Source organism: Litoribacterium kuwaitense (genome assembly GCF_011058155.1).
GTDB lineage: Bacteria > Bacillota > Bacilli > Bacillales > DSM-28697 > Litoribacterium > Litoribacterium kuwaitense.
In genome coordinates, this window is sequence record NZ_JAALFC010000001.1 from 126,429 (window position 1) to 148,635 (window position 22,207).

The 22,207-nt window shown below is 41.0% G+C and carries 20 protein-coding genes, 3 tRNA genes and 3 pseudogenes; 23 read left to right on the forward strand and 3 right to left on the reverse strand.

What is annotated here, in order from left to right:
- Window positions 1-36: 36 nt before the first annotated feature.
- Window positions 37-738, reverse strand: a pseudogene (locus G4V62_RS00660) (DUF1189 family protein); the annotation flags it as partial.
- Between the two features lie 403 nt (window positions 739-1,141).
- Here G4V62_RS00660 and G4V62_RS00665 point away from each other — a divergent pair.
- The 10 genes from G4V62_RS00665 to G4V62_RS20230 all read left to right on the forward strand — a co-directional run bounded on the left by G4V62_RS00665 (window position 1,142) and on the right by G4V62_RS20230 (window position 9,445).
- Window positions 1,142-2,770, forward strand: a complete 1,629-nt coding sequence (locus tag G4V62_RS00665; protein ID WP_312855398.1) for a Na/Pi cotransporter family protein — start codon at window positions 1,142-1,144, stop codon at window positions 2,768-2,770.
- Window positions 2,771-2,782: 12 nt separating this feature from the next.
- A complete protein-coding gene (locus tag G4V62_RS00670; protein WP_165198853.1) occupies window positions 2,783-3,265 on the forward strand; it encodes a DUF456 domain-containing protein in 483 nt (160 codons plus the stop codon).
- Between the two features lie 104 nt (window positions 3,266-3,369).
- A tRNA-Met gene (locus G4V62_RS00675) sits at window positions 3,370-3,446 on the forward strand.
- An 18-nt stretch (window positions 3,447-3,464) separates the two neighbouring features.
- A tRNA-Ile gene (locus G4V62_RS00680) sits at window positions 3,465-3,538 on the forward strand.
- A 10-nt stretch (window positions 3,539-3,548) separates the two neighbouring features.
- Window positions 3,549-3,641, forward strand: a tRNA-Ser gene (locus G4V62_RS00685).
- A 168-nt stretch (window positions 3,642-3,809) separates the two neighbouring features.
- Entirely contained in the window at window positions 3,810-4,832 is a 1,023-nt protein-coding gene (locus G4V62_RS00690) for a Gfo/Idh/MocA family protein (protein WP_212508610.1), read from the forward strand.
- Window positions 4,833-5,133: 301 nt separating this feature from the next.
- Window positions 5,134-5,742: a superoxide dismutase gene (locus tag G4V62_RS00695; protein WP_165198855.1), complete on the forward strand. Its 609-nt coding sequence runs from the start codon at window positions 5,134-5,136 to the stop codon at window positions 5,740-5,742.
- Between the two features lie 318 nt (window positions 5,743-6,060).
- Window positions 6,061-7,356: an MFS transporter gene (locus G4V62_RS00700; RefSeq protein WP_165198856.1), complete on the forward strand. Its 1,296-nt coding sequence runs from the start codon at window positions 6,061-6,063 to the stop codon at window positions 7,354-7,356.
- Between the two features lie 77 nt (window positions 7,357-7,433).
- The gene (locus G4V62_RS20225; RefSeq protein ID WP_312855399.1) at window positions 7,434-7,922 is read left to right on the forward strand and encodes a hypothetical protein; all 489 of its coding nucleotides are present in this window, start codon (window positions 7,434-7,436) and stop codon (window positions 7,920-7,922) included.
- Window positions 7,850-9,445 carry a peptidoglycan D,D-transpeptidase FtsI family protein gene (locus G4V62_RS20230; RefSeq protein WP_281357962.1) on the forward strand — a complete coding sequence of 532 codons (1,596 nt, stop codon included), beginning with the start codon at window positions 7,850-7,852 and terminating at the stop codon, window positions 9,443-9,445. Before G4V62_RS20225 ends, G4V62_RS20230 begins: the two co-directional genes overlap by 73 nt.
- Before the next feature lie 68 nt (window positions 9,446-9,513).
- Here G4V62_RS20230 and G4V62_RS00710 read toward each other — a convergent pair whose 3' ends face one another.
- Complete coding sequence (locus G4V62_RS00710) at window positions 9,514-10,059, reverse strand: MltG/YceG/YrrL family protein (RefSeq protein ID WP_165198857.1); 546 nt, start codon at window positions 10,057-10,059, stop codon at window positions 9,514-9,516.
- Window positions 10,059-10,424, reverse strand: coding sequence for a hypothetical protein (locus G4V62_RS00715; protein ID WP_165198858.1), 366 nt, complete (start codon window positions 10,422-10,424; stop codon window positions 10,059-10,061). The genes G4V62_RS00710 and G4V62_RS00715 overlap by 1 nt, the downstream gene beginning before the upstream one ends.
- A 240-nt stretch (window positions 10,425-10,664) precedes the next feature.
- Here G4V62_RS00715 and rpmG point away from each other — a divergent pair, with 240 nt between their 5' ends.
- The 13 genes and pseudogenes from rpmG (at window position 10,665) to G4V62_RS00775 (ending at window position 22,065) form a co-directional block, all read left to right on the forward strand.
- Complete coding sequence (gene rpmG, locus G4V62_RS00720; RefSeq protein ID WP_165198859.1) at window positions 10,665-10,814, forward strand: 50S ribosomal protein L33; 150 nt, start codon at window positions 10,665-10,667, stop codon at window positions 10,812-10,814.
- A gap of 86 nt (window positions 10,815-10,900) precedes the next feature.
- A complete protein-coding gene (locus G4V62_RS00725) occupies window positions 10,901-11,341 on the forward strand; it encodes a 5-formyltetrahydrofolate cyclo-ligase (RefSeq protein ID WP_512698556.1) in 441 nt (146 codons plus the stop codon).
- A 130-nt stretch (window positions 11,342-11,471) separates the two neighbouring features.
- Entirely contained in the window at window positions 11,472-12,479 is a 1,008-nt protein-coding gene (locus tag G4V62_RS00730; protein WP_165198861.1) for a ThiF family adenylyltransferase, read from the forward strand.
- Between the two features lie 61 nt (window positions 12,480-12,540).
- Window positions 12,541-12,723 (forward strand): protein YqgO, encoded by a 183-nt coding sequence (gene yqgO, locus G4V62_RS00735; RefSeq protein ID WP_165198862.1) that lies wholly within the window; start codon window positions 12,541-12,543, stop codon window positions 12,721-12,723.
- Window positions 12,724-12,896: 173 nt separating this feature from the next.
- A pseudogene (locus tag G4V62_RS00740) lies at window positions 12,897-14,321 on the forward strand (spore germination protein); the annotation flags it as partial.
- A gap of 233 nt (window positions 14,322-14,554) precedes the next feature.
- A complete protein-coding gene (locus G4V62_RS00745) occupies window positions 14,555-14,761 on the forward strand; it encodes a YqgQ family protein (RefSeq protein ID WP_165198864.1) in 207 nt (68 codons plus the stop codon).
- A 3-nt stretch (window positions 14,762-14,764) separates the two neighbouring features.
- The gene (gene nfsA / locus G4V62_RS00750) at window positions 14,765-15,496 is read left to right on the forward strand and encodes an oxygen-insensitive NADPH nitroreductase (protein ID WP_165198865.1); all 732 of its coding nucleotides are present in this window, start codon (window positions 14,765-14,767) and stop codon (window positions 15,494-15,496) included.
- A 35-nt stretch (window positions 15,497-15,531) separates the two neighbouring features.
- On the forward strand, window positions 15,532-16,494 hold the full coding sequence (locus tag G4V62_RS00755) for an ROK family glucokinase (RefSeq protein ID WP_281357964.1): 963 nt from the start codon (window positions 15,532-15,534) through the stop codon (window positions 16,492-16,494).
- A 320-nt stretch (window positions 16,495-16,814) separates the two neighbouring features.
- Window positions 16,815-17,395, forward strand: a pseudogene (locus G4V62_RS21090) (hypothetical protein); the annotation flags it as partial.
- 171 nt (window positions 17,396-17,566) lie between these two features.
- Window positions 17,567-18,679, forward strand: coding sequence for an LTA synthase family protein (locus G4V62_RS00760; RefSeq protein WP_512698557.1), 1,113 nt, complete (start codon window positions 17,567-17,569; stop codon window positions 18,677-18,679).
- Between the two features lie 149 nt (window positions 18,680-18,828).
- Window positions 18,829-19,482: a response regulator transcription factor gene (locus G4V62_RS00765; protein ID WP_165198866.1), complete on the forward strand. Its 654-nt coding sequence runs from the start codon at window positions 18,829-18,831 to the stop codon at window positions 19,480-19,482.
- 2 nt (window positions 19,483-19,484) lie between these two features.
- On the forward strand, window positions 19,485-20,936 hold the full coding sequence (locus tag G4V62_RS00770) for a sensor histidine kinase (protein ID WP_165198867.1): 1,452 nt from the start codon (window positions 19,485-19,487) through the stop codon (window positions 20,934-20,936).
- Window positions 20,926-22,065, forward strand: coding sequence for a hypothetical protein (locus tag G4V62_RS00775; RefSeq protein WP_165198868.1), 1,140 nt, complete (start codon window positions 20,926-20,928; stop codon window positions 22,063-22,065). Before G4V62_RS00770 ends, G4V62_RS00775 begins: the two co-directional genes overlap by 11 nt.
- Window positions 22,066-22,207: the final 142 nt, after the last annotated feature.

The following is a 22,207-nucleotide window of genomic DNA, read 5'->3' on the forward strand; positions in this document are numbered from 1 at the left end:
CTGGAGCTGAAGTAGAGCTGCCAGACTTTGTTTTATTTATTGCGGGGACGACGGGGTTTTAGCGGGGACTTTTTTAAATGCTAAAAAAGCATAGAGTAGGATGATGAAGCCGCCAATAAAGCTCAGCCAATCGATATGAGTGATTTCAGCAAATAAAACGAGCGCTCCACCGGCTGGGATTGTAAATGAAGATAATGCCCAAGCCTGTTCATACGTAAACCGTTTTTTTCGTGCGCTTAAGGACATAATAAGGGCAAGTAGGCTAACAAACAGGATGAATAAGCTAAAGGAACCAATAAAACTAATCACGATTGCTACAATTGGTAACAGGATGATATTTGATTTTAGTGCGGTGATGTAGGATGAAAGTGTTTGATTTGTAAATGGATTTTCCGGAAACGTATCGTATGTAAGTGTTTGTGACCAGTACGACGTATGTACTGTCATCGTATGGGCGTTAAAAAAGAGTCCATTCTCATGGGATGAAGGCTGCCCTTCTTTAAAAAAAGAATGATCGCTCATGAAAGAGGTGAGCTGAGAATCGTACGCTTCAAACTCAATTTGTCCTTTTTGGAGCCCTTCGTTCGCTTGGTTAACCCATTGAATTGTATTCCACGTGACGATGCTGCCATAGATCAGTGCGGTTAAAGCTGCTAGGGCGAGTAAAAAACGAATGGCATTGCCAGCTCCTCTGACACGCATTGCTCCAATAAATGCAGGGTTAGAAAAGCTTTTTTTAAGTTGGAAAAAATGAGCTTCATTTTCGGCAGTCTCCTAGTCATTAATATCTGAGCTTATTAAATAACGCTCATTGCTTGCTTTCTAAGTTAGGCTGGGCAAGACGTTGCGAGCAAGCTATACATACATTTTATGTCGATGAACGATCGACGGCAACCATTACGCTTTTTACCGTCGACACTTTCATTTCTTAGATTAAACAGGTGAAGAGAAACAATTTTTAAGGTATCAAGGATATTTATGTTAACTATATGTAAAGATTGTGTAAAAACGCCTCGGATTTTCTTTACAAATGTCGACAAGCACCGAATAATGAGGAAGGATTGCTTCTAAAAAGAAAAGGTTCAGAGGAAAAGGGGCTTCTGAATCGGTCCACAACGAGAGAGAAAGGGGATGAAATGTGGTGGATGTTAACATCCAACAGATGATTTTTCAATTTATTGGCGGCCTCGGTATTTTTCTTTTTGGTATCAAGTATATGGGGGACGGGCTGCAAAAATCTGCAGGAGATCAATTGCGTGACTTGCTGGACCGTTTTACGAGCAACCCATTTATGGGGGTATTGACTGGAATTGTTGTTACGATTTTAATTCAATCCAGTTCAGGAACTACTGTATTAACGGTTGGTCTCGTCAATGCTGGTTTTATGACGTTGCGTCAAGCGATTGGGGTTATTATGGGTGCCAATATCGGGACAACGGTAACGGCTTTTATTATTGGATTTGACGTAGAAGCCTATGCATTGCCAATTATGTTTGTTGGTACTTTACTCTTGTTCTTTTTTAAGAAAGAACGTATTAATTATATCGGACAAGTTATTTTTGGATTTGGTGCCCTGTTTTTAGGGTTGTCTTTGATGGGGGACGGTCTTAAACCGCTTCGAGGACTACAAGCCTTTCATGACTTGACTGTTAGCATGAGCGAAATGCCCTTATTAGGTGTCTTTATCGGTACGTTATTTACAGTTGTTGTTCAAAGTTCAAGTGCAACAATTGGTATTTTGCAAGAGTTATTTAGTCAAGATTTGATCGACTTAAATGCGGCGTTACCAGTGTTGTTTGGTGATAATATCGGGACAACTATTACTGCGGTGTTAGCTGCAATCGGTGCTTCAATTGCGGCACGGCGCGCTGCGTTGACCCATGTCATTTTTAACTTGATTGGTACGACAATCTTTTTAATCTTCTTATGGGCGTACGGGCCATTTATCGGTTGGCTGCAGGAAGCGTGGCAGCTTAATGATAAATCGACGATTGCTTTTGCGCATGGTATATTCAATACAACAAATACGCTAATGCATTTACCATTTATCGGTGTGCTTGCATATCTCGTTACGAAATTTATTCCCGGTGATGATAAGATCATCGACTATAAACCAAAACATCTTGATCCGATCTTTCTTGAACAGTCGCCTACTTTGGCGCTTAGCCAAGCAAAGCTAGAAATTTTACGCATGGGGGATATTTCTAAACAACAAATTAACGAGGCCATGTCATATTTAAATACAAAGCAAAAGGTGCATAGCGATACAGCCTATCAGCTTGAGGATGCGATCAATACATTAGACAAAAAAATAACAGATTACTTAGTACGGCTTGCCTCAACCTCACTGTCCAATGTCGAGTCAACAGAGCACGCTCATCTCGTTGACAGTGTAAGGGATATTGAACGGATTGGTGACCATGTTGAAAATATTGTCGAGCTCGTTGAGTATCAATTGGCTAATAAAGTAAAATTGACTGAGTCAGCGATGAAAGACTTAAATGATATGTTTACAATGACAAAAGAGGCTATAGACAAAGGATTTAAGGCATTTGATACAAATGATAGCCAGCTCGCTTCGGAAGTGATCAAGCTAGAGGAAAGTATCGACCATATGGAACGGTCGCTGCGTAAAAAACATATCCTTCGTTTAAACAAAGGGGAATGCTCTGGTTCTGCAGGTATCGTATTTGTCGATATTATTAGTAACTTGGAGCGGATCGGCGACCACGCTATGAATGTAGCTCAGGCGGTCATTGGTAAAGAGTAGAGGAGGGTTCCGGTGGAAATCATCGGTTGGACACTCATCATCGTTTTGTTTGCTTTAGGCTATGTCAGTTTAGTCTATCCTGTGTTGCCAGGGTTACTATTCGTCATTGGCGCTTTATTTCTGTATGGGTTTTGGTTTTCGTTTGCGCCGTTCGGCGTTTGGTATTGGCTTTTGCAAGGACTCATCGTCCTCATCTTTTTTCTTGCTGACTGGGCGGCGACCTACTTTGGCGTGAAGAAGTGGGGAGGATCGAAAGCAGCGATCAATGGGAGTATGATTGGACTCATTGTTGGACCATTTCTCATTCCGGTCTTTGGGGTACTGATCGGTCCTTTTGCAGGTGCCGTGCTTGGAGAGTATATTGTTCACCGTGGCTCACCGTTAAATGCATTAAAAATAGGTGTTGGCTCACTTTTAGGTTTTCTTGCCGGAAGTGTAGCTAAATTTATTTTACAAACGATCATGATTATTTTCTTTTTCATCTGGATTCATTGACACATTGTGTTTTAAATTTTCGCAGGAGAAAAATTTAGTAATTTCTCTCCTGCAATTGACTTTTTGCATTTTAGAAGATATAATACTCTTTGTCTTTTGATTTCGGCGGTGTAGCTCAGCTGGCTAGAGCGTACGGTTCATACCCGTGAGGTCGGGGGTTCGATTCCCTCCGCCGCTACCACTTAAATAGATGCATTTAGGACCCTTAGCTCAGCTGGTTAGAGCTATCGGCTCATAACCGATCGGTCGCAGGTTCGAGTCCTGCAGGGTCCACTAGCTTTACGGAGGAGTACCCAAGTCTGGCTGAAGGGATCGGTCTTGAAAACCGACAGGGGCTTCACGGCTCGCGGGGGTTCGAATCCCTCCTCCTCCGCCATATCTAAGAACGTACACAGTCTATTTTGAGGCTGTTTTTTTATGCGCATTTATACTAAAGCGCTTTCTTTCGGAGGATTGGGCGCATAATCCATAGAAAAATTTATAGTGATTGATCGGGCTAGTATACAATGAGACGATATAACGAGTAAACCTAAGGAGTGAAGTGATGAAACACCGGGTCATTATCGTAGGGTGCGGAGGAATGTCCATCCAATGGATTGATTATGCGTTAGAAAGAGAGAATGCCGACATTGTTGCGCTTGTCGACATGAATGTCGCAAATGCCGAAAATGTCAGAGGAACATATGGTTTGAAGGTTCCTATATATGCAAATCTTTCTGAAGCCATTGAGAACACTGATGCCACACTTGTTTTTGATGTGACGATCCCAGCGAGCCATAAAAACATTACGACAACGGCAATAAAAGCTGGCCTAACGGTTTTTGGGGAGAAGCCGATCGCCGAGACACTTGAAGATGCTTACGAGGTCGTTGATTTAGCGGTTACAAGAAACGTTGTTTATGCTGTGATGCAAAACCGTCGTTATAACCATCAACTTAGAGCATTAAAACAAGCTCTGCAAAAAGGAATTGTTGGACGCGTTGGAGCACTTCACGCTGATTTTTTTCTTGGACCACATTTTGGCGGCTTTCGGGAAACGATGAACAGTCCGTTGATTATCGATATGGCAATTCATACATTTGATCAGGCGCGATGTATGATCGGAGCTGATCCGGTCTCTGTCTATTGTCATGAATATAATCCGCCTGGATCATGGTACCAAGGAAATGCATCAGCTGTATGCATTTTTGAAATGGACAACGGTGCCGTCTTTACTTATCGTGGATCTTGGAGTGCGGTTGGTGCCGGAACGTCGTGGGAAGCATCATGGCGTGTACACGGATCAGAAGGGACAGCTTTATGGGATGGTACGAACGTTCCCTCGTATGAACGGTTAAAAGGAGAGCAGCAAGAGGCATTTATTCCTGAATATGAAGCGAGCACCATTACACCAGATGATTCGTTTAGGGAAGGGCATCGAGGTTGCTTAGATGAAATGTTCGCTGCTTTAGAGCAAGGAAGGCTAGCAGAAACGCATTGTCGCTCTAACATAAAAAGCATGGAAATGGTCTTTGGTGCGATCCAATCCGCCAAAGAACAAAGGAAAATTATTTTAAAACGCGACTAGATATAAAGGAAGAGGTCACCTCAGAGTGCCTAATGTCGCAGCTTTGTCGTGCTTAAAAGGAGCAAGGGTTGATCGAAGGACAAGCCTCTCTAATGCCTTCCCGCCTAGTTAGTCAAAAACCGTACCTCAACTGATTGAAGAGGCTGAAAAAGTTGGCGAGAAGCGGTTGACATAGAAAATCTTTAGAACAATGTTTTTTCTTTGCACTTATCGGGTAAATTTGATACTGTGAATGTAGTTGGAAGGCTAATCCAACCATTGATTGGCCGACTACATATATTTTTTAAAGGAGGATTTTGCAATGGCTTACGAACTACCAGAACTGCCTTACGCTTACGACGCTCTAGAACCACATATCGACAAAGAAACGATGAACATCCACCATACGAAACACCACAACACGTATGTGACTAAGTTAAATGACGCAGTGAAAGGTCATGCAGACTTAGAAAACAAAGATATAAATGACCTCGTTGCAAATTTAAACGATGTACCTGAAGATATCCGCACTGCTGTAAGAAATAACGGTGGCGGCCATGCAAATCACACTTTCTTCTGGAATAGCCTTTCTCCGAATGGTGGAGGCGAACCAGTCGGTGACCTAAAGGCAGCGATTGACAGCACTTTTGGTGGCTTTGATGCTTTTAAAGAAAAGTTCACTGCTGCTGCAACAGGTCGTTTCGGTTCAGGCTGGGCTTGGCTTGTTGTAAAAAATGGTCAATTGGAAATTACAAGCACTCCTAATCAAGATTCTCCATTAACAGATGGTGCAACACCAATTATCGGTCTTGATGTTTGGGAGCATGCTTATTACTTGAAATACCAAAATCGTCGTCCAGATTACATTGCTGCATACTGGAATGTTGTATGCTGGAATCAAGCGGAGAAACAATATCAGAGCGCGAAATAATTGCGGCTGACGATCGCTTCCCTAATCTAAGGGATGTGTCAGAGTGTAGACAAAGTCTTACTAGGCTTTGTTTACGCTCTTTTTTTTGGATAATGTGTAAGCATCTCTCCGATACGTTGACCTGAATGTTTGTTAGGCGAGCAATAAACGGATGTTTACAAGCTAGCGCGTCCCTAAATAATGGGGGCGCGTTTTTGCGTCGTCATTTTATTTCTTCTTTTACTTCATTCCAACTGGTAATGATCAACGTCTATCTTCTTGTATATCCACTTCGTGAGAGGTCATGCTAAGAAAAGCATGAGAAGGCGAGGCGTTGACATGAATTTTTTAATGAAAAAATTGAATCCAGGGTCTGAAAAAACGCTACGTGCGTTATTGCTTTTAATCGCCATCGGCGGTTTATACGCATTATCTATTGCGCTGTCCAATACGTTTGTCAATGTGTATTTGTGGAAGCAATCAGGAGACTATGCTTCGATAGCCATCTACAATTTAGCAACAGTCATTTGGCAACCAATTACCTTTATTATTGCCGGACGCTGGGCGAAGCGAGTGGATCGCGTCCTCGTATTACGGATAGGCGTTATTTTTCTTGCGTTTTTTTACCTAACCGTATTACTGATTGGTGAACAATCGTCCGACCACTTAGTTTTATTAGGAAGTCTTCTCGGAATTGGCTTTGGCTTTTATTGGCTTGCGTTTAATGTGCTTACTTTTGAAATTACCGAACCGGATACCCGCGATTTTTTTAATGGGTTTTTAGGTTTTTTATCCTCGTTTACTGGTATCATCGGGCCCATTTCAGCGGGGTTTATTATTTCACGCATGGAAGAATTTACAGGCTATACAACGATTTTTACAGCTTCTTTACTTTTGTTTGCTGCTGCTGTCGCGTTAAGCTTTTTTCTCTCTCCTCGTCCAGCAAAGGGAAGTTACGAATGGAAGCGCATCTTTAAAGAGCGTTCGTATAATTCGGATTGGAAACGAATTTTGCACGCGCACTTTTTTCAAGGGTTTCGGGAAGGAACCTTTGCATTTGCAATTACCATTTGGGTATTTATTGCGACTGGGAGTGAGTTGGCAATAGGGACATTTAGCTTAGTCAATTCGTCGATCGCTCTGTTGTTTTATTTTATTGCAGCACGCTTTATAGCACCTAGTTATCGAAAAGAAACGATTTTATATGCCAGCTTAGCTATGTACGCGAGTGTACTTTGTCTCATGTTTTCAATACAGTTTCCACTCTTGCTTACTTATGCTGTCATCACAGCCGTTGCTTATCCGCTTTTAACCGTTCCTTTTGCATCTTTGACTTATGATGTGATTGGTCGTGGCTGGAGGGCAGCAGATATGCGTGTAGAATATGTGGTTGTCAAAGAGCTCTATTTAAATGCTGGGCGTATCGTATCGATTTTACTTTTTATAGGTGTTGTTTTATCACCTTACGTAGATATAGGGTTGCCGATTTTAATTGCGGTCATTGGTGCAGGTCATTTGCTTATGTACCTTGCCATTCGGCATTTATACCATCCGCCGCCTCCTCGTAAAGATGAAGAAGAGCGCTATCGCGGAAATGCCTGGGTTTTCCAGCAAAATAAGTCTGGTCCGCGGTAAGCGCTTTTCGCCTTCCTTCCCATTGCTTATTCATGGTAAAATGGTGTAATAACGTGGAGTGAAGGAGTTCTGCTATAGTGGAGCCAAACCAAAAAAACCGTAAGAAAAAACAATTACCTTTTCGAATTAACGTTCTCTTTTTTATCGTTTTTTTATTGTTTTCTGTGCTTGTTTTACGTCTTGGAGTGTTGCAAATTGTTCATGGTGAAGAGTATCAACGTAGCTTAAATCGTACAGTAAACAATACAGTCAATACGCCTGTTCCGCGCGGGAAAATATATGATAGTGACTATACGCTTCTCGTTGATAATGAACCGCTGTATGCAATTACATATACGAGAGATAAAAATACTTCGAATAATGAGATGTTAGACATCGCTCAGACACTTGCAGGATTAATTGATAAAAGTGACGAGAAAGTGACTGAACGTGATGAAAAAGATTTTGGATCATTACAAACCCTGAACTGGCAAGAGAAAAAATCGCTGCTGAGATGGAGGAAGGGGAGCTTGAAGACAATGAGCTGTATCAATTACAGCTTGAACGGATTACAAAAGAAGATTTAGCGACGATAAGCAAAGATGAAAGAGAAGTCCTTGCCATTTATCGTGAAATGGCGAGCGGATATGATCTTGTACCGCAAAATATTAAAATCGAAAATGTGACGGTAGAAGAGTATGCAAGGGTGAGTGAACGGTTAGAGGAGCTGCCGGGGATTGAAACGACGACGAACTGGCAACGGGATTACAAAGAAGACGGTCTTTTTAAAAGTGTGATCGGAAATATTAGCAGTTCCGAAACTGGGTTACCTAAAGAGCTGCTTGATTATTATTTGGCACGAGGGTACAGCCGAAATGATCGAGTCGGGCGAAGTTATTTAGAGAAACAATATGAAGATGTGTTGCAAGGTCAGAAAAAGCAGGTTGTTAATACGTTAGACGATGGCGAGGTGATCTCAACGAAAGTGGTTCGTGAAGGAACTCGGGGTAAGGACTTAGTGTTAACGATTAATACAGATCTGCAAAAAGAAGTGGAAAATATCATTGAAGAGGAGATTTTAAGGTCAAAAGCGATGTATGGCTCAAGCCAATACGCAAATGAAGCCTACGTATCGATGATGGATCCACATACAGGGGAAATTTTTGCGATGGCAGGGAAAATGTATCATCGTAATGAGCAAGGGGAAGTTCAATTTATCGATAATCCTCTCGGTGTAACGAATAATGCGTATGAAATGGGATCGGCTGTTAAAGGTGCAAGCGTTCTAGCAGGTTTGCAAAGCGGTGTAATTCAACCAGGAGAACAAATCGATGATCGGCCGATTCAAATTAAGGATACACCCATCAAGAAATCTTGGAAATATCTCGGTTACAATAATGACTTACAAGCGTTGCAGCAATCGTCGAACGTCTACATGTGGCATATCGGGATGCGCATGGGTGATTACAATTATCGCCCCAATGAGGCAGCACCATTTAATAACCCGGCTGCCTTTGAAGAAGTGCGCAACTATTTTTCACAGTTTGGTCTTGGTGTGAAAACAGGCATTGATTTACCGACTGAAAGCTCTGGTTACATTGGTACTGGACGACTCATTGGTAACTTGATGGATATGATGATCGGTCAGTATGATACGTATACGACGATGCAGCTGAATCAATATGTATCTACAATTGCCAATGACGGATACCGTATCCAACCGCGCCTTGTAAAGGAAATACGTGAGCCTAAGTTGTCTAATGATGGTCCTGGACCTTTAATTCAAAGGTTTGAACCAAACATTTTAAACAAAGTTGAAATGCCACAATCGTATATTGAGCGTGTGCAACAAGGGTTTCATATGGTATTTCATACGACACCAGGAACGGCAGATACCCACTTTGCGAATCGACCATATGAGGCGGCTGGAAAAACGGGTACGGCTGAAGCAGGAAATTCTTATAACCTTACCTTAGTCGGCTATGCACCATATGATGATCCAGAGGTTGCTTTTGCCGTGACTGTTCCAGGCATTGATGACCAGGATCGAATCAACTTAAATATAGGACAGCGTATTTTAGATGAATATTTTAATTATGAAGGCTCATAAAGCGAGGCTGAGGCTATCGTGAAAAAATAAAAGGAGACGGCTGCATCCATCCGTCTCCTTACGTATATTTAATTCGTGATTTCGTTGGCGATATCGACGACATTCATACCACGCTTAATGATATGTTCACCGATTTGAATTGATTGGGCCATGTCGTTGTCTTCGAGGTAATCGTTTAAAATATTTGCTTTTAAGAGACCTAAGTCTTCGAGCTGTTGACTAACTTCACCAGTCGTCATGCCTTCGGAGATCGTAATCGTCCATTCTTTTTTTGGCGTTGTGTCTTCCTTCTCGGGCTTGGCAGGTACCTCTTTTTCAGAATTCGTTGTGGATTCTTCTTCAAGTTTTTCTGCTTGTTCGATCGGTGCTTTTTCTGTAGAATCATCATCTGCTGAAGGGTGCTTTTTGTCTACTGGATCGTTGTCTTCTTGTGCGTCAGCTACTTGATCATCTATGGACTGATTGATTGGAACAGCTTTTTGTCCTTGTTCAGCTAAATAGGCTTGGACTGTTTCATCATTCATGTCAAGATCGTTTGAAAAGCCAGTAAAAACAAGGAGCACGCAAATAGAAAACAAGATGCCGCCAGCAAAGGCGCGAAGTGAATATTTCATTATCCTATGACACCCCGACTTTGCTCGCCGTATAATATTTGTTCAACGACTTCTTCAGACAGAGAAAGTTCACTAGCGATTTGTTGAATGTTTAAGCCTTGCGTATGAAAATGAAGCGCTTGTTCGATCAAGCGTTCCTCTGTACTGGCAGCTTGATCGTTTATATCATCGCTTGAAGAGTAAGTCAGCATCATTTCTTCTTCAAAGACTTCAACTTTTCGTTTAAGTTGATAATTTTCTTGAGCGGTTTGTATTGTCAGTTGCTCGAGCTGCTCCTCAACAACTTTAACACGGTCACGCGTAAAGAATGAAAGAACCAATAATACGATCGAAATACATAACAATACAATTACAGCTGTTGTCATAAGTTCCCTTCCTTTTCCTAAAATCTCTCTCTGTTATATCATATTCTTCGCAGCAAACGAAGGGTTTTCAGGAAGACAGGGGCGAATTTTTTCGGAATGTGTCGAATCAATGATACGACTGATGGTTATGATCATGAAAAGTAAGCAGTGATTGTTCATTTTCGATAGAAAACCCTTGCCTTTTCAAGTCCTTTTTGGTAACTTAATAAAGTATGTGTTGTAAGGAATGGAGGGATAGCAATGCGTGTAAACATTACACTTGAGTGCACAGAAACCGGCGATCGTAACTATATTACGACTAAAAACAAGCGAACTAACCCAGAACGTATTGAACTAAAAAAATATTCACCACGTCTTCGCCGTCATACAGTACACCGCGAGACGAAATAACAACAGGTTTAGCACCTGTTGTTTTTTTATTATAAAAATGCGCTTCAGTTGGCAATTGAAAGCAGCTCCTCTAAAATATTGTTATGATGAAAAATGATAAAAAGATGCTACGAAAAAAAATGAATATGATTCGCACGCATATCCAAGATCGATCGTTAAAGTCAGAGCTTGCCTGTCAACGTTTGACAGAGACAGATGAATGGAGGAAGGCACAGACAGTAGGGGTCTACTCACCAATTCGTGAAGAATGTGACCCTTCATTGATAAAAGAAAAAGCGCTTTTAGAAAATAAACGTATTGTGATGCCGAAAGTGATTGATAAAGAGCACATGGCTTTTTATCCATGGGCGCCGCATATACAGACGAAGAAAAATCGCTACGGAATAGAAGAGCCGGTCGGAGAAGGCTCGGTCAATTTTCAACCGTCGGATATGATGATCGTCCCTGGCCTAGCATTTACAAAAAAAGGAGCTCGCTTAGGATATGGAGGCGGGTATTACGATCGTTTTTTGCGAATACGCCAATGATAAAGGTCGGGCTCGCTTTTGAAGAGCAGCTCCTTGATCAATTGCCTACGATTACAACAGATGTGTTGATGGACCTTATTGTGACTGATCAAAAAATTTACCGTCCAAAAAAAGGAGGCAGGGAGGCGTAATGACAAGTCAACGACGATATTCGAGGCAAACCCTTTTTGCGCCGATTGGACAGGAAGGTCAGGAGAAGTTATTGCAATCTTCCGTTCTTATTGTTGGAATGGGTGCTTTAGGAACGGCTACCGCATCTCATTTTGTTCGTGCTGGCGTAGGACATGTTCGTTTTGTTGACCGAGATTTTGTTGAGTGGTCTAACTTACAGCGTCAACAACTGTTTGATGAAGAGGATGCGCGCCAACTTCTTCCGAAAGCTCAGGCCGCTGAACTGAAATTAAAGCAAATCAATAGCTCAATTCATGTAGAAGGCATTATCGCTGACGTATCAGCTGAAAATCTGCCATCTTTTCTTGAGGGAATGGATGTCATCGTAGATGGAACCGATAATTTCGAGACGCGTTTTTTGTTAAATGAAGCAAGTGTCAAATACGGTATTCCGTATGCCTATGGTGGTGTTGTCAGTTCGCGAAGCTTGGCAGCTTTTTTTGAACCAGGAAAAACCCCATGTTTACGATGCTTGATTTCAGGAGGGACATCATCAGAAACGTGTGATACAGCAGGGGTCATTTCACCTGCAGTGACATTAACGACCTCTTGGCAAGCAGCAAGCACGTTAAAATACCTTGTTGACGCAAAAGAGGAGCGACCCGGAATGATGTCTTGTGATATTTGGACGGGACAGTCTCATTTTTTCCCGTATGCAAAGCCGAAAGAGCAATGTCCAACTTGTCAGAAAAAACAATTCCCTCTTTTAAATGGTGCAGAACGTACGACGTCTGTCATGTGTGGCCGTGATTCAGTTCAATTGCACTATGAAGACGCGTTTCAATTAGATAAAGTGGCAACACAGCTTTCTCCCTTCGGTGAAGTTAAAAAAACACCTTTTCTCGTTCGCGCTCATCTTGACGATGACATTACATTTGTTATTTTTCCTGATGGACGTGTGCTCATTCAAGGTACAACAGATTCAGCGAGAGCACGTAGTCTTTATAGTCGTTTTATTGGGAACTAACACTTCTTTATGCATAAGGAACTTGTTTACATGGCATCCTATTATGTAGGAGGGATGTCGATTGAGAGAAGGAGAAGTTTTAATTAGAGCGATCTTCATTGTCTTAGGAATCGTCTTACTCTATCGGTTTCGGTTCCGACTGTTCCAGCTAATCCTCTCACAACAATGGTTGCGTTCGATTGTCGTTAGGCGTTTCGCAGGTCCTTATATTCGTAAAAAGCTATCTGAAGAATTGTTTCGGTGACTTTCATTTCATTTATTTTTGCATGAAGCTCCTTTATCAAGGGGCTTTTTTGTTGCGATCTCTTAAAGGGAATGTATGTCTCGTCCAGTTCTTGCCAATGCTTGTGATAGTACACAATCGGAGGGCGAACGTATGACGAATAAAGAGGTACACAAAGTCCCGTGCTCAGCTGAGTTGCAAAAAATGTAGAATATTTAAGTGAACGATTAGGAGTTAAAGAGAGCTTCGATGTGATTCAACTCGATTTAACATATGCGAATCGTAAAATGGCGATATTTTTAGTGGATGGCTTTATTAAAGATGACATTATGCATTATTTAATGAGACTTTTGTCAGGGCTTGATGAAGCGCAATTGGCTGATGATCCTTTGGAATCGTTGTTACGCACGTATATCCCATATGTGGAAGTTGATACAGAAAACGATTTGGAGCGGGTTGTCGATCAAGTGTTGAGTGGCCCCGCCGCTTTGCTTGTGGACGGAATCGATCATGCGATATTAATTGACGCAAGAACATATCCGGTTCGTGGACCAGAGGAGCCGGATGTGGAGCGGGTTGTGCGTGGGGCGCGAGATGGTTTTGTCGAAACGATTGTTTTTAATACGGCTATGACGCGTCGGCGTGTTCGAGATCGCTCATTGCGGATGGAATACATGCAAGTCGGTCGTCGTTCTAAGACAGACGTTTGTATTAGTTTTTTAGATGATATAGCCAATCCAGAGCATGTGGAGCTAATAAGACAATCGTTAAAGAAAATTGACACTGATGGCTTGCCGATGGGGGAAAAAACGATAGAGGAATTTATTTTTGAGCGTTTTAACAACCCATATCCGCTGGCGCGCTATACGGAGCGGCCAGATACGGCAGCTTCACACCTGTTTGAAGGTCATGTGCTCATCATCGTTGATGGTTCGCCGAGTGTACTCATTACGCCGACAACTTTTTTTCATCATTTACAGCATGCCGAGGAATATCGGCAAAAGCCGGTCGTTGGAATGTATTTACGCTTCGTCCGTTTCCTTGGCGTATGGCTTTCGTTGTTTATGCTCCCTCTTTGGTATTTGCTTGCGATGAACGCTAGTATGGTGCCAGAAGCGTTCGATTACATTGGTGCAGACGATTTTGGTGTTGTTCCGTTACTCGCGCAATTTATTATTATCGAAATTGGCTTAGATTTATTACGGATGGCTGCCATTCATACACCTTCCTCGCTAGCCACTGCTCTTGGGCTTGTCGCTGCAATTTTAATCGGTCAAGTGGCAGTTGAGGTAGGATTATTTTCGAATGAAGTCATTCTGTACTTATCGATTGCCGCCATCGGTACATTTGCAACACCTAGTTATGAACTCAGTATTGCCAATCGTTTATTCCGCATTCTTTTGCTATTGGTGACAGGTTTCTTCGGTGGTATAGGGTACGTCGTTGGTGTCACGCTTTGGGTTTTATTTCTTGCTCGCATTAAAGCGTTTGATGTCCCTTACTTATGGCCGTTACTCCCATTTAATTATAAGGCCTTAAAGGATGTCTTGTTCCGATCGCCGATACCGTTGAAGCATCATCGGCCAGAAATTTTACAGCCTAAAGACCCCGATCGTTAATGGATCGTATATTTAGAACGCAAAAAAGCTCGAAAGAAGGCCCAATCCTTTTTTGAGCTTTTATTTGCTTTATCAAACCTTCGTTTCTATGGTATGGTGAAATTACTTAAGGATGGGGAAAACAATCAGCCTTCTCCACCATCCGGTTTGATAAGAATATTATCTTCCTCATCGTAGAGTTTTTTTGGAAAATTGATTATAATGAAGATTAGCGTACGTTAGGAGCATGAGACATGAAGCGTTATGACGATGTCGTTCGATTATTACGTCGTTATGGGTCATTTATTTACACAGGCGATCGAATCGCCGACCTTACATTAATGAAAACAGATTTGAAAGAGCTGTTAGACAGAGGAATATTGAGCACGGCTGATTATGCACAGGCAGTGAACCTTATTCGCAATGAGGAATTGATTGTTAAGAAAAGGGTTGGTGAATAAACCATGAATCCGACCATTGAGTTGTTAAAAAATCATCGTTCGGTCCGAAATTTTCTAGACAAGCCTATAGCGAAAGAGATGGAAGAGGCTATTTTGCAAAGTGCACGTTTTGCGTCAACCTCAAGCTACCTTCAAGCATTTACGATCATTATTGTTCGTGATCTAAATAAACGTAAAGTATTGCGAGAAGTGACACGTGATCAGGAATATGTTGAAAAGAATGGATTGTTTCTCGTGTTTTGTGCTGATTTTCATAAGCATATTGAACTAGCGCAACGATATGATCGGCAGCTTGAGCAATCATTGTTACATGCGGAAGCCTACACGGTTGGTGTTGTTGATGCAGCTCTAGCGGCGCAAAATGTCGCTATTGCGGCAGAGTCGCTTGGGCTTGGCATCTGCTATATCGGTGGGCTTCGTAATGATCTACATAAAGTAAGTGAATGCTTAAACATTCCGTCTCATGTTGTTCCGTTGTTCGGTATGTCCATTGGTCATCCGGCGAAGGAAACAGACAAAAAGCCTCGGCTTCCCGCTTCTGTGCTTTTCCATGAAGATACATATCAAGATGAACGAATCGCTCAAATAGATGAATATGATGAGATAGTGTCCGATTATTATCAAGAGCGGACAAAAGGGAAGCGTTCAGACAGCTGGTCGGATCAAGCGACTCAGACATTGGCTGCTCCAAAAAGAACGTATTTGCTCAATTATTTACAGAATCAAGGTTTTTAAAAAATAGAGGGATAAAGATTAAAGGGGAGAGCGTTTTGAATTCAAAGGTATTAGCTGCAGCAGATATTGGTGGAACAACGATAAAAATGGGATTGTTTCATTCAAGTGGTGATTTGATTGATCAGTGGGAAATCCCTACTGATACAAGCAATGACGGGGCTCAAGTTCCAGCGCATTTGGCAGCGTCACTATCCCAGTATATGGATAAACATGAAATTGCAAAGGAAAATGTGCAAGGACTTGGTGTCGGCTGTCCTGGCTTTATGGACATGGAAAATGGGGTCGTTCACCATGCAGTCAATATTGGCTGGAGAGACTTTCCTCTAAAACAAAAATTACAGGATGAAACAGATTTACCAGTGATTGTCGATAATGACGCAAATGTTGCAGCGATCGGTGAAATGTGGAAGGGTGCGGGAAATGATGAAGCAGATTGCTTATGTATTACCCTTGGCACGGGCGTTGGCGGTGGAGTTATTGTAAACAATGACATCGTTCATGGGTCATCGGGCATTGCTGGTGAAATTGGTCATGTCTCGGTTGTAAGAGAGAACGGCGCACCTTGTAACTGTGGTCGAACAGGCTGTTTAGAGACAATCGCTTCAGCCACTGGTATTGTTCGTCTTGCTCTCGATGCCTTGCAAGCTGACGAAACCCCCTCATTGCTTCGTAATCGTGATGAGGTGACGTCACAAGCTGTATTTGAAGCTGCAACAAAAGGAGACGAATTAGCGCAAAGTGTCGTTTCTTTTATGAGTCGGGAATTAGGCCATGCACTTGCTCAAATTGCTGTCGTCTTAAACCCAAGTGTCATCGTGTTAGGCGGAGGAGTTTCTAAAGCGGGTGCGACACTCTTAGATCCCGTCCGAAAAGCTTTTGAGCAATCGGCATTACCGTTAGTTTCCTCAGCATGCGAAATTAAACAGGCTGTGCTCGGAAATGATGCAGGAATTGTTGGTTGTGCTTGGCTCGTGCGTGAGAAAATCTCTGGAAATTAAGAAGTTTAACGATCATATACGATTTACAAAGAGAGACGTTTGTCCATTTGGTCAAATGTTTTTCTTTTTTTTTGCTGAAAAACGTAAACCCTATGTCTCCCATGGGCTAGAGCACGGAAAACGTCATTCAAACAGCATTGTCTGTGAAACTAAATGTCGATTTGTTTCGTCTAGTGGTTTAGGGATTGAATAAGAAGGCTATGGGGCATGGTAAGAGGCGTATGCTTTTTAGGTTGCGATTTTGTAAAGAACACATTAAGATATTGTATATTGTTTAAAAGAGTTGTAAATGGAGTGGAGTAACGGAGGAGGCTTTTTGAATGAAGAAGCGTATTGCATCTTCGAAATTCAGCATCGTTTTGCTGACGGTTGTGCTTTTATGGTTAAAAACGTATTTGATCTATCGTTTAGATTTTGATATTGGGATGAATTCATTCCTCGAACAATTTAATTTATTTATTAATCCGGCCAGTACATTATTTTTGCTAATCGGGACAGTGTTTATTTTTGCAAAAAACGAAGAAGGGGTTGGCTACTGGCAGCGAGCATCGCTTATACACTTTTATTGTACGCTAATGTATTGTACTTCCGCTCCTTCAATGATTTTATTACAATGCCTGTACTGTTTATGACAAACAACGCCGCTGACCTTGGCTCAAGTTTTTTTGCTTTGATTAAGTTTTATGACATTTTGTTTTTTATCGATATTCTTTTTCTCGCTTGGTTTTTATACCGTAAACAGCCAGATATACAATTTCAATTTAAAAAGCTGGATATTCGTAAGTACTATGTCGCTGTTTCCGCTTTGTTTTTATTTAACTTAACACTTGCTGAAATCCAAATGCCTTGGCTTCTCACAAAGACATTTGACCGTGAAGTGATGGTTAAAAACTTAGGAACGGTCAATTATCACTTGCATGACATGTTTATGTCTTCAAAGACGTCCATGCAAAAAGCATTTGCTAATGAAAGTGAGCTTGATGAGATTATCAACTACGTTGAGGCAAATAAAAGTGATCCAAATACGAATATGACTGGGCTCATTGAAGGTAAGAACATTGTTTTTATTTCAATGGAATCGATTCAAGAGTTTGTGATCGGTCAAGAAGTGGATGGAAAAGAAGTCACGCCATTTTTAAATGACTTAGTGGAAGAGTCTCTTTATTTTCCGGATTTTTATCACCAGACAGGTCAAGGCAAGACGTCTGACTCCGAATTTCTCGTCGAAAACTCGTTATATCCTTTGCCGAGGGGTTCAGCTTTTGTTTCGCATCCCAATAATGAGTTTAGGGCGGTTCCAGAAATTGTCGGCGAGCATGGCTATCGTTCCGCCGTATTTCATGCCAATGATGAGACATTTTGGAATCGAAACATGATTTATGACGAGCTTGGTTATGATGAGTTTTATGATATTGCCAGCTATACGTTAACAGAGGAAAACCAAGTCGGCTGGGGACTAAAGGACAAAGAGTTCTTTGCACAATCCATTCCTTATTTAAAAGAATTGGAGCAGCCGTTTTATACGAAATTTATTACTTTGACAAACCACTTCCCGTTTGATCTCGCTCCTGAAGAGCAAACATTTGCGCCTCTTGATACGAGCAGTGAAACGGTCAATAAATATTTTACAACTGTTCGTTATACAGATGACGCCATTCGCGATTTTTTTGCACAAATGAAGGGTGAAGGTTTGTATGAAGACACGGTCTTTATTTTATACGGCGACCATTTCGGCATCCCAGAATATAATTACAATGGCCTTGAAGAAGTGTTAGATAAAGAGCTCAGTTCATTTGACCATGTGAAACTTCAACGTGTACCACTCTTGATCCATATTCCAGGGTACGAAGACAATCGGATTGTTGAAGGAGTATATGGGCAAATTGATATGAAACCGACTTTACTCAACTTATTAGGTATAAAGAGCGATGGCCTATATTTTGGTCATGATATGCTGTCAGAAGACACCCCTTCTTTAACAATATTACGAGATGGTAGTTTCATTACAGAAGAAGTATTATATACAAAAGGGATCTGTTATGATGCGGAATCAGGGAAGGAGCTAGACGCCTCTTCGTGTGAACCGTATCAAAACAAGGTTGACCAAGAGTTGAACTTCTCAGACAAAGTCATTTATGGCGACCTTTTACGTTTTCTCCAAGAGGAAACGCAATATCGTCAGTAACTGATCATTCACCCTCTGTTGGCAGAGGGTGTTTTGCTTGTTATGAAACATTGGCGACCAATTTTAAGAAAAATAAGCAAAAAAGCCCTGCATAGGAAACAACTATGATACATCTTTGCTGTAAAATGGCTGGACATAGGAGGATGAAGATGATCAAAATACTCATTGTCGAAGACGAAAAACCGATCTCTAATTTAATCCGGATGAACTTAACCGATGCAGGTTACTTATGTACATGCGTTTGGGACGGTTTGGAAGCAGCAAATATTCTAGAAAAGGAAAGCTTTGACTTAATTTTGCTTGACGTAATGATTCCTGAGATCAATGGTTATGAACTGATGGATTACATCAGACAGCTACAGATTCCAGTCATATTTTTAACTGCCAAATCAGATGTGAACGATAAAGTGAAAGGGTTAAAATTAGGCGCTGAAGATTATATGACAAAGCCTTTTGAAATTGTTGAGCTGTTAGCGCGAATAGAAACCGTTTTACGTCGATACGATAAAGCGTCCAAGTATCTTCAGTTGTTTGATATACATATTGATACACAATCACGCGTCGTGCAAAAGGCGGGCAAAGAGGTGCAATTAACTGCAAAGGAATATGAGCTATTATTATTGTTCTGCAGAAATAAAAACATCGCTCTTTATCGTGAACATATTTACGAAAACATATGGGGAGATGTGTATGTTGGACAAAGTCGAACAGTCGATTTGCATATTCAAAGAATGCGGAAAAAATTAGGATTGGAACATAAGATAGTTGCTGTGTATAAAGTTGGGTATCGCTTGGAGGTGTAGCGATGACGTTTTTCTGGAAAATTTTCTTTAGTACGCTCTTGATAAGTGTTTCTTTTTTTTCTGTCGGCCTTTATTTATTAATGGATCGTAACTTTAATTCGGCGATGGAACGGGAAATTGATGCTGCTTATGATTTAAGTGATATTATTCATTATTCGATGAATAATGAATTAAAAAACCAATATAATGTTCATGTGGAAATGAATGTAAATGAAAAACAATTAGCAGCATTACAAGAAAAGATTACAAATACTGCTAACGCGATGAATATTAATCATATTAACGGCTTAATTTCTTTCCGAATTAGTGACAGTGACTATCAAATTGTTTTCTCATCATTAAATAGCATACCAGACAATGACATGTTGAAAGAGGTCTCTGAGAATGAGAAGGGCTACACATTCCATACGACGAGTGATGACACATATGTTCAAGTATTTCGACCCACTACGTTGTATGGTGAGCGATATTATATTGAAGTATTAAGAGACGTTTCACACATCTTTTATAATCAACAGCAGCAGTACGAAATGTTTATTAAGCTTATCATTGCTATGCTGATTGTTGTCGGAGGGATTACAGCTGTCATCTCCAAATGGCTGACCAAACCGGTCAAAAGGTTAACAGAGGCAACAAATGAAATTGCATCAGGACATTTTAATAAACAGATTGAGATTAAAAGCAGGGATGAATTCGCTGTTTTATTAAGTCATTTTAATACGATGGCAGCTAAATTAGAAAAACAAATGAATGAGCTGAAGCAGGAAGCAGAAAAGCAAGAGCTGTTTGTCGCCTCTTTTTCACATGAGCTAAAGACCCCATTAACGTCAATTATTGGCTACGCGGACATGTTGCGAACTAAACGCATGTCCAATGAAAATATCGTGCTTTCTGCACAATATATTTTTGAAGAAGGAAAACGGCTTGAGAAATTGTCAATGAGACTCCTGGAAATCGTCGCTCTAAAACAGAAAGACATCATCGTAAAAAAGGTTTCTGTGCAAACATTTTTGGATGAGACGATCAAATCGTTGCAGCCAGTGTGTGAAAAATCTGAAATTAAGATTAAACAGCACGTCGAACCAGGGAGGATCGAGATTGAACCTGAGCTGATCAAAACGGTTTGTTTAAATTTGCTAGATAATGCCCGAAAAGCGATCGGAAGCAATGGTCAAATTGTAGTGACAGGAAAACAGCAAAACGATCATTATGAAATATCCATTTGTGATAATGGAAAAGGAATGGAAGAAAGTGAGTTAGACAAAATCACCCAAGCTTTTTATATGGTTGATCAGTCGAGAACTCATGTTGAAGGAGGCGTAGGCCTGGGGCTAAGCCTTTCGGCAGAAATCCTTAAATTGCATGAAGCAACGATGTATTTTACGAGCAAAGTCAATCAAGGGACGTGTGTAACAATACCACTGAAAAAGGCTGTGGACGATTATGAACGTTAAGGCATCGGTAAATATTGCTTTCTTTTGCTTGTTACTTGTTTTGCTTGCGTTAGCGCCTTTGTTTATCGCTGAAATAAAAAATAAACGGTTGTTGAATGCTGTCTACACAGAAACGTTAGATGACAAAAAATACGTGTCTTCGGAAAATATCGAAGTAAGTACAAAAATCGCGACGATTCAAAGCGCAGTTTCGAATACTAGAGGAATCGTCACTTGGAATGAGCAGGTCAGCGATGTTCGTGATGAGGATATTGCACGTACTGTAATAGAGGAGCTTAAGAAACTGCAAAAAGTAAAGGTCATTCCTTCTCGCATAGACTTCTCGAGCAAATATGCCATTGAGCGCTTGATCAAAAAAGATTTTATCGATGTAAATAATCCCCAGATCAAGGTGGACATACAAGAAGTGCGGCTCGCATTTGATGATTATTCAATTGTCGTTTGGATGGATGATGAAGCAGATCTGATTTATCAATTCGAAATTTATTCAAAAGAACATTCTGTCATTACTAAAGAGACGCCAGCAGTTCAAGCTTATATGGATTATTTAGGGTTGCCCTCTGATCATATTCAGCATAAATCAGGCTCATCAGGAAGGTTTGGATATTATCAATATAGCAATGAAGAGGTCGATCTCTCCTATCTCTATGTTCAAGAAAAGCATTATTTTGCGGTCCAAATTGATAAAGCAAATAGTCTTTATTTTAATTATGATCCGGAAGACTACCAGTTGATTCAAGCGGAAAATGAGTCCCTCGTCTCCTTAACAGATCATGAGCGCCGTGTCATCTATCTTTCTTGGGAGCATACCCCTAATCAAGACATGTATACTGCTGCAAAAGCGCTAAAGACCTTTAAGGAATCCTTTGAAGGAGTTACAGCGAGCATCGTGAAGTCCGACCTAAACATTCCGTCTATTCGACTAAATGATTTTAATAAAGAAGATCAATCAACGACATCGACGTATTTCATTGATGATAATGAAGGTGGCGTCTATCAAGTGTTTGTAAATACGATGGCATTAGACCGTTCAGATCAAGAAAATCTGTTAAAGAGTTTGGAAATTGTGCCAAAAGCAGAAAACGAAAATTTAGATGAGATAACGATTGTCGAGCCGTTTCTTGGCTAATGATAGCAATATCATACTATGTCAGAGTGCAGCAAAAAGTCGACAATGACTTTGCATCGTTTTTTTACCTCACCGTCGTAACAATGATGTTGTAAATGATGCAAAAATGACGGTAAAATGATCGCTGCTTGATACAGACTGG

Coding starts and splice junctions, on each gene's coding strand:
- G4V62_RS00690 (WP_212508610.1), top strand. CDS start 3,810: ATGAAACACCGGGTCATTATCGTAGGGTGCGGAGGAATGTCCATCCAA.
- G4V62_RS00695 (WP_165198855.1), top strand. CDS start 5,134: ATGGCTTACGAACTACCAGAACTGCCTTACGCTTACGACGCTCTAGAA.
- G4V62_RS00700 (WP_165198856.1), top strand. CDS start 6,061: ATGAATTTTTTAATGAAAAAATTGAATCCAGGGTCTGAAAAAACGCTA.
- G4V62_RS20230 (WP_281357962.1), top strand. CDS start 7,850: ATGGAGGAAGGGGAGCTTGAAGACAATGAGCTGTATCAATTACAGCTT.
- G4V62_RS00710 (WP_165198857.1), bottom strand. CDS start 10,059: ATGAAATATTCACTTCGCGCCTTTGCTGGCGGCATCTTGTTTTCTATT.
- G4V62_RS00715 (WP_165198858.1), bottom strand. CDS start 10,424: ATGACAACAGCTGTAATTGTATTGTTATGTATTTCGATCGTATTATTG.
- rpmG (WP_165198859.1), top strand. CDS start 10,665: ATGCGTGTAAACATTACACTTGAGTGCACAGAAACCGGCGATCGTAAC.
- G4V62_RS00725 (WP_512698556.1), top strand. CDS start 10,901: ATGAAAAATGATAAAAAGATGCTACGAAAAAAAATGAATATGATTCGC.
- G4V62_RS00730 (WP_165198861.1), top strand. CDS start 11,472: ATGACAAGTCAACGACGATATTCGAGGCAAACCCTTTTTGCGCCGATT.
- G4V62_RS00745 (WP_165198864.1), top strand. CDS start 14,555: ATGAAGCGTTATGACGATGTCGTTCGATTATTACGTCGTTATGGGTCA.
- nfsA (WP_165198865.1), top strand. CDS start 14,765: ATGAATCCGACCATTGAGTTGTTAAAAAATCATCGTTCGGTCCGAAAT.
- G4V62_RS00760 (WP_512698557.1), top strand. CDS start 17,567: ATGGAATCGATTCAAGAGTTTGTGATCGGTCAAGAAGTGGATGGAAAA.
- G4V62_RS00765 (WP_165198866.1), top strand. CDS start 18,829: ATGATCAAAATACTCATTGTCGAAGACGAAAAACCGATCTCTAATTTA.
- G4V62_RS00770 (WP_165198867.1), top strand. CDS start 19,485: ATGACGTTTTTCTGGAAAATTTTCTTTAGTACGCTCTTGATAAGTGTT.
- G4V62_RS00775 (WP_165198868.1), top strand. CDS start 20,926: ATGAACGTTAAGGCATCGGTAAATATTGCTTTCTTTTGCTTGTTACTT.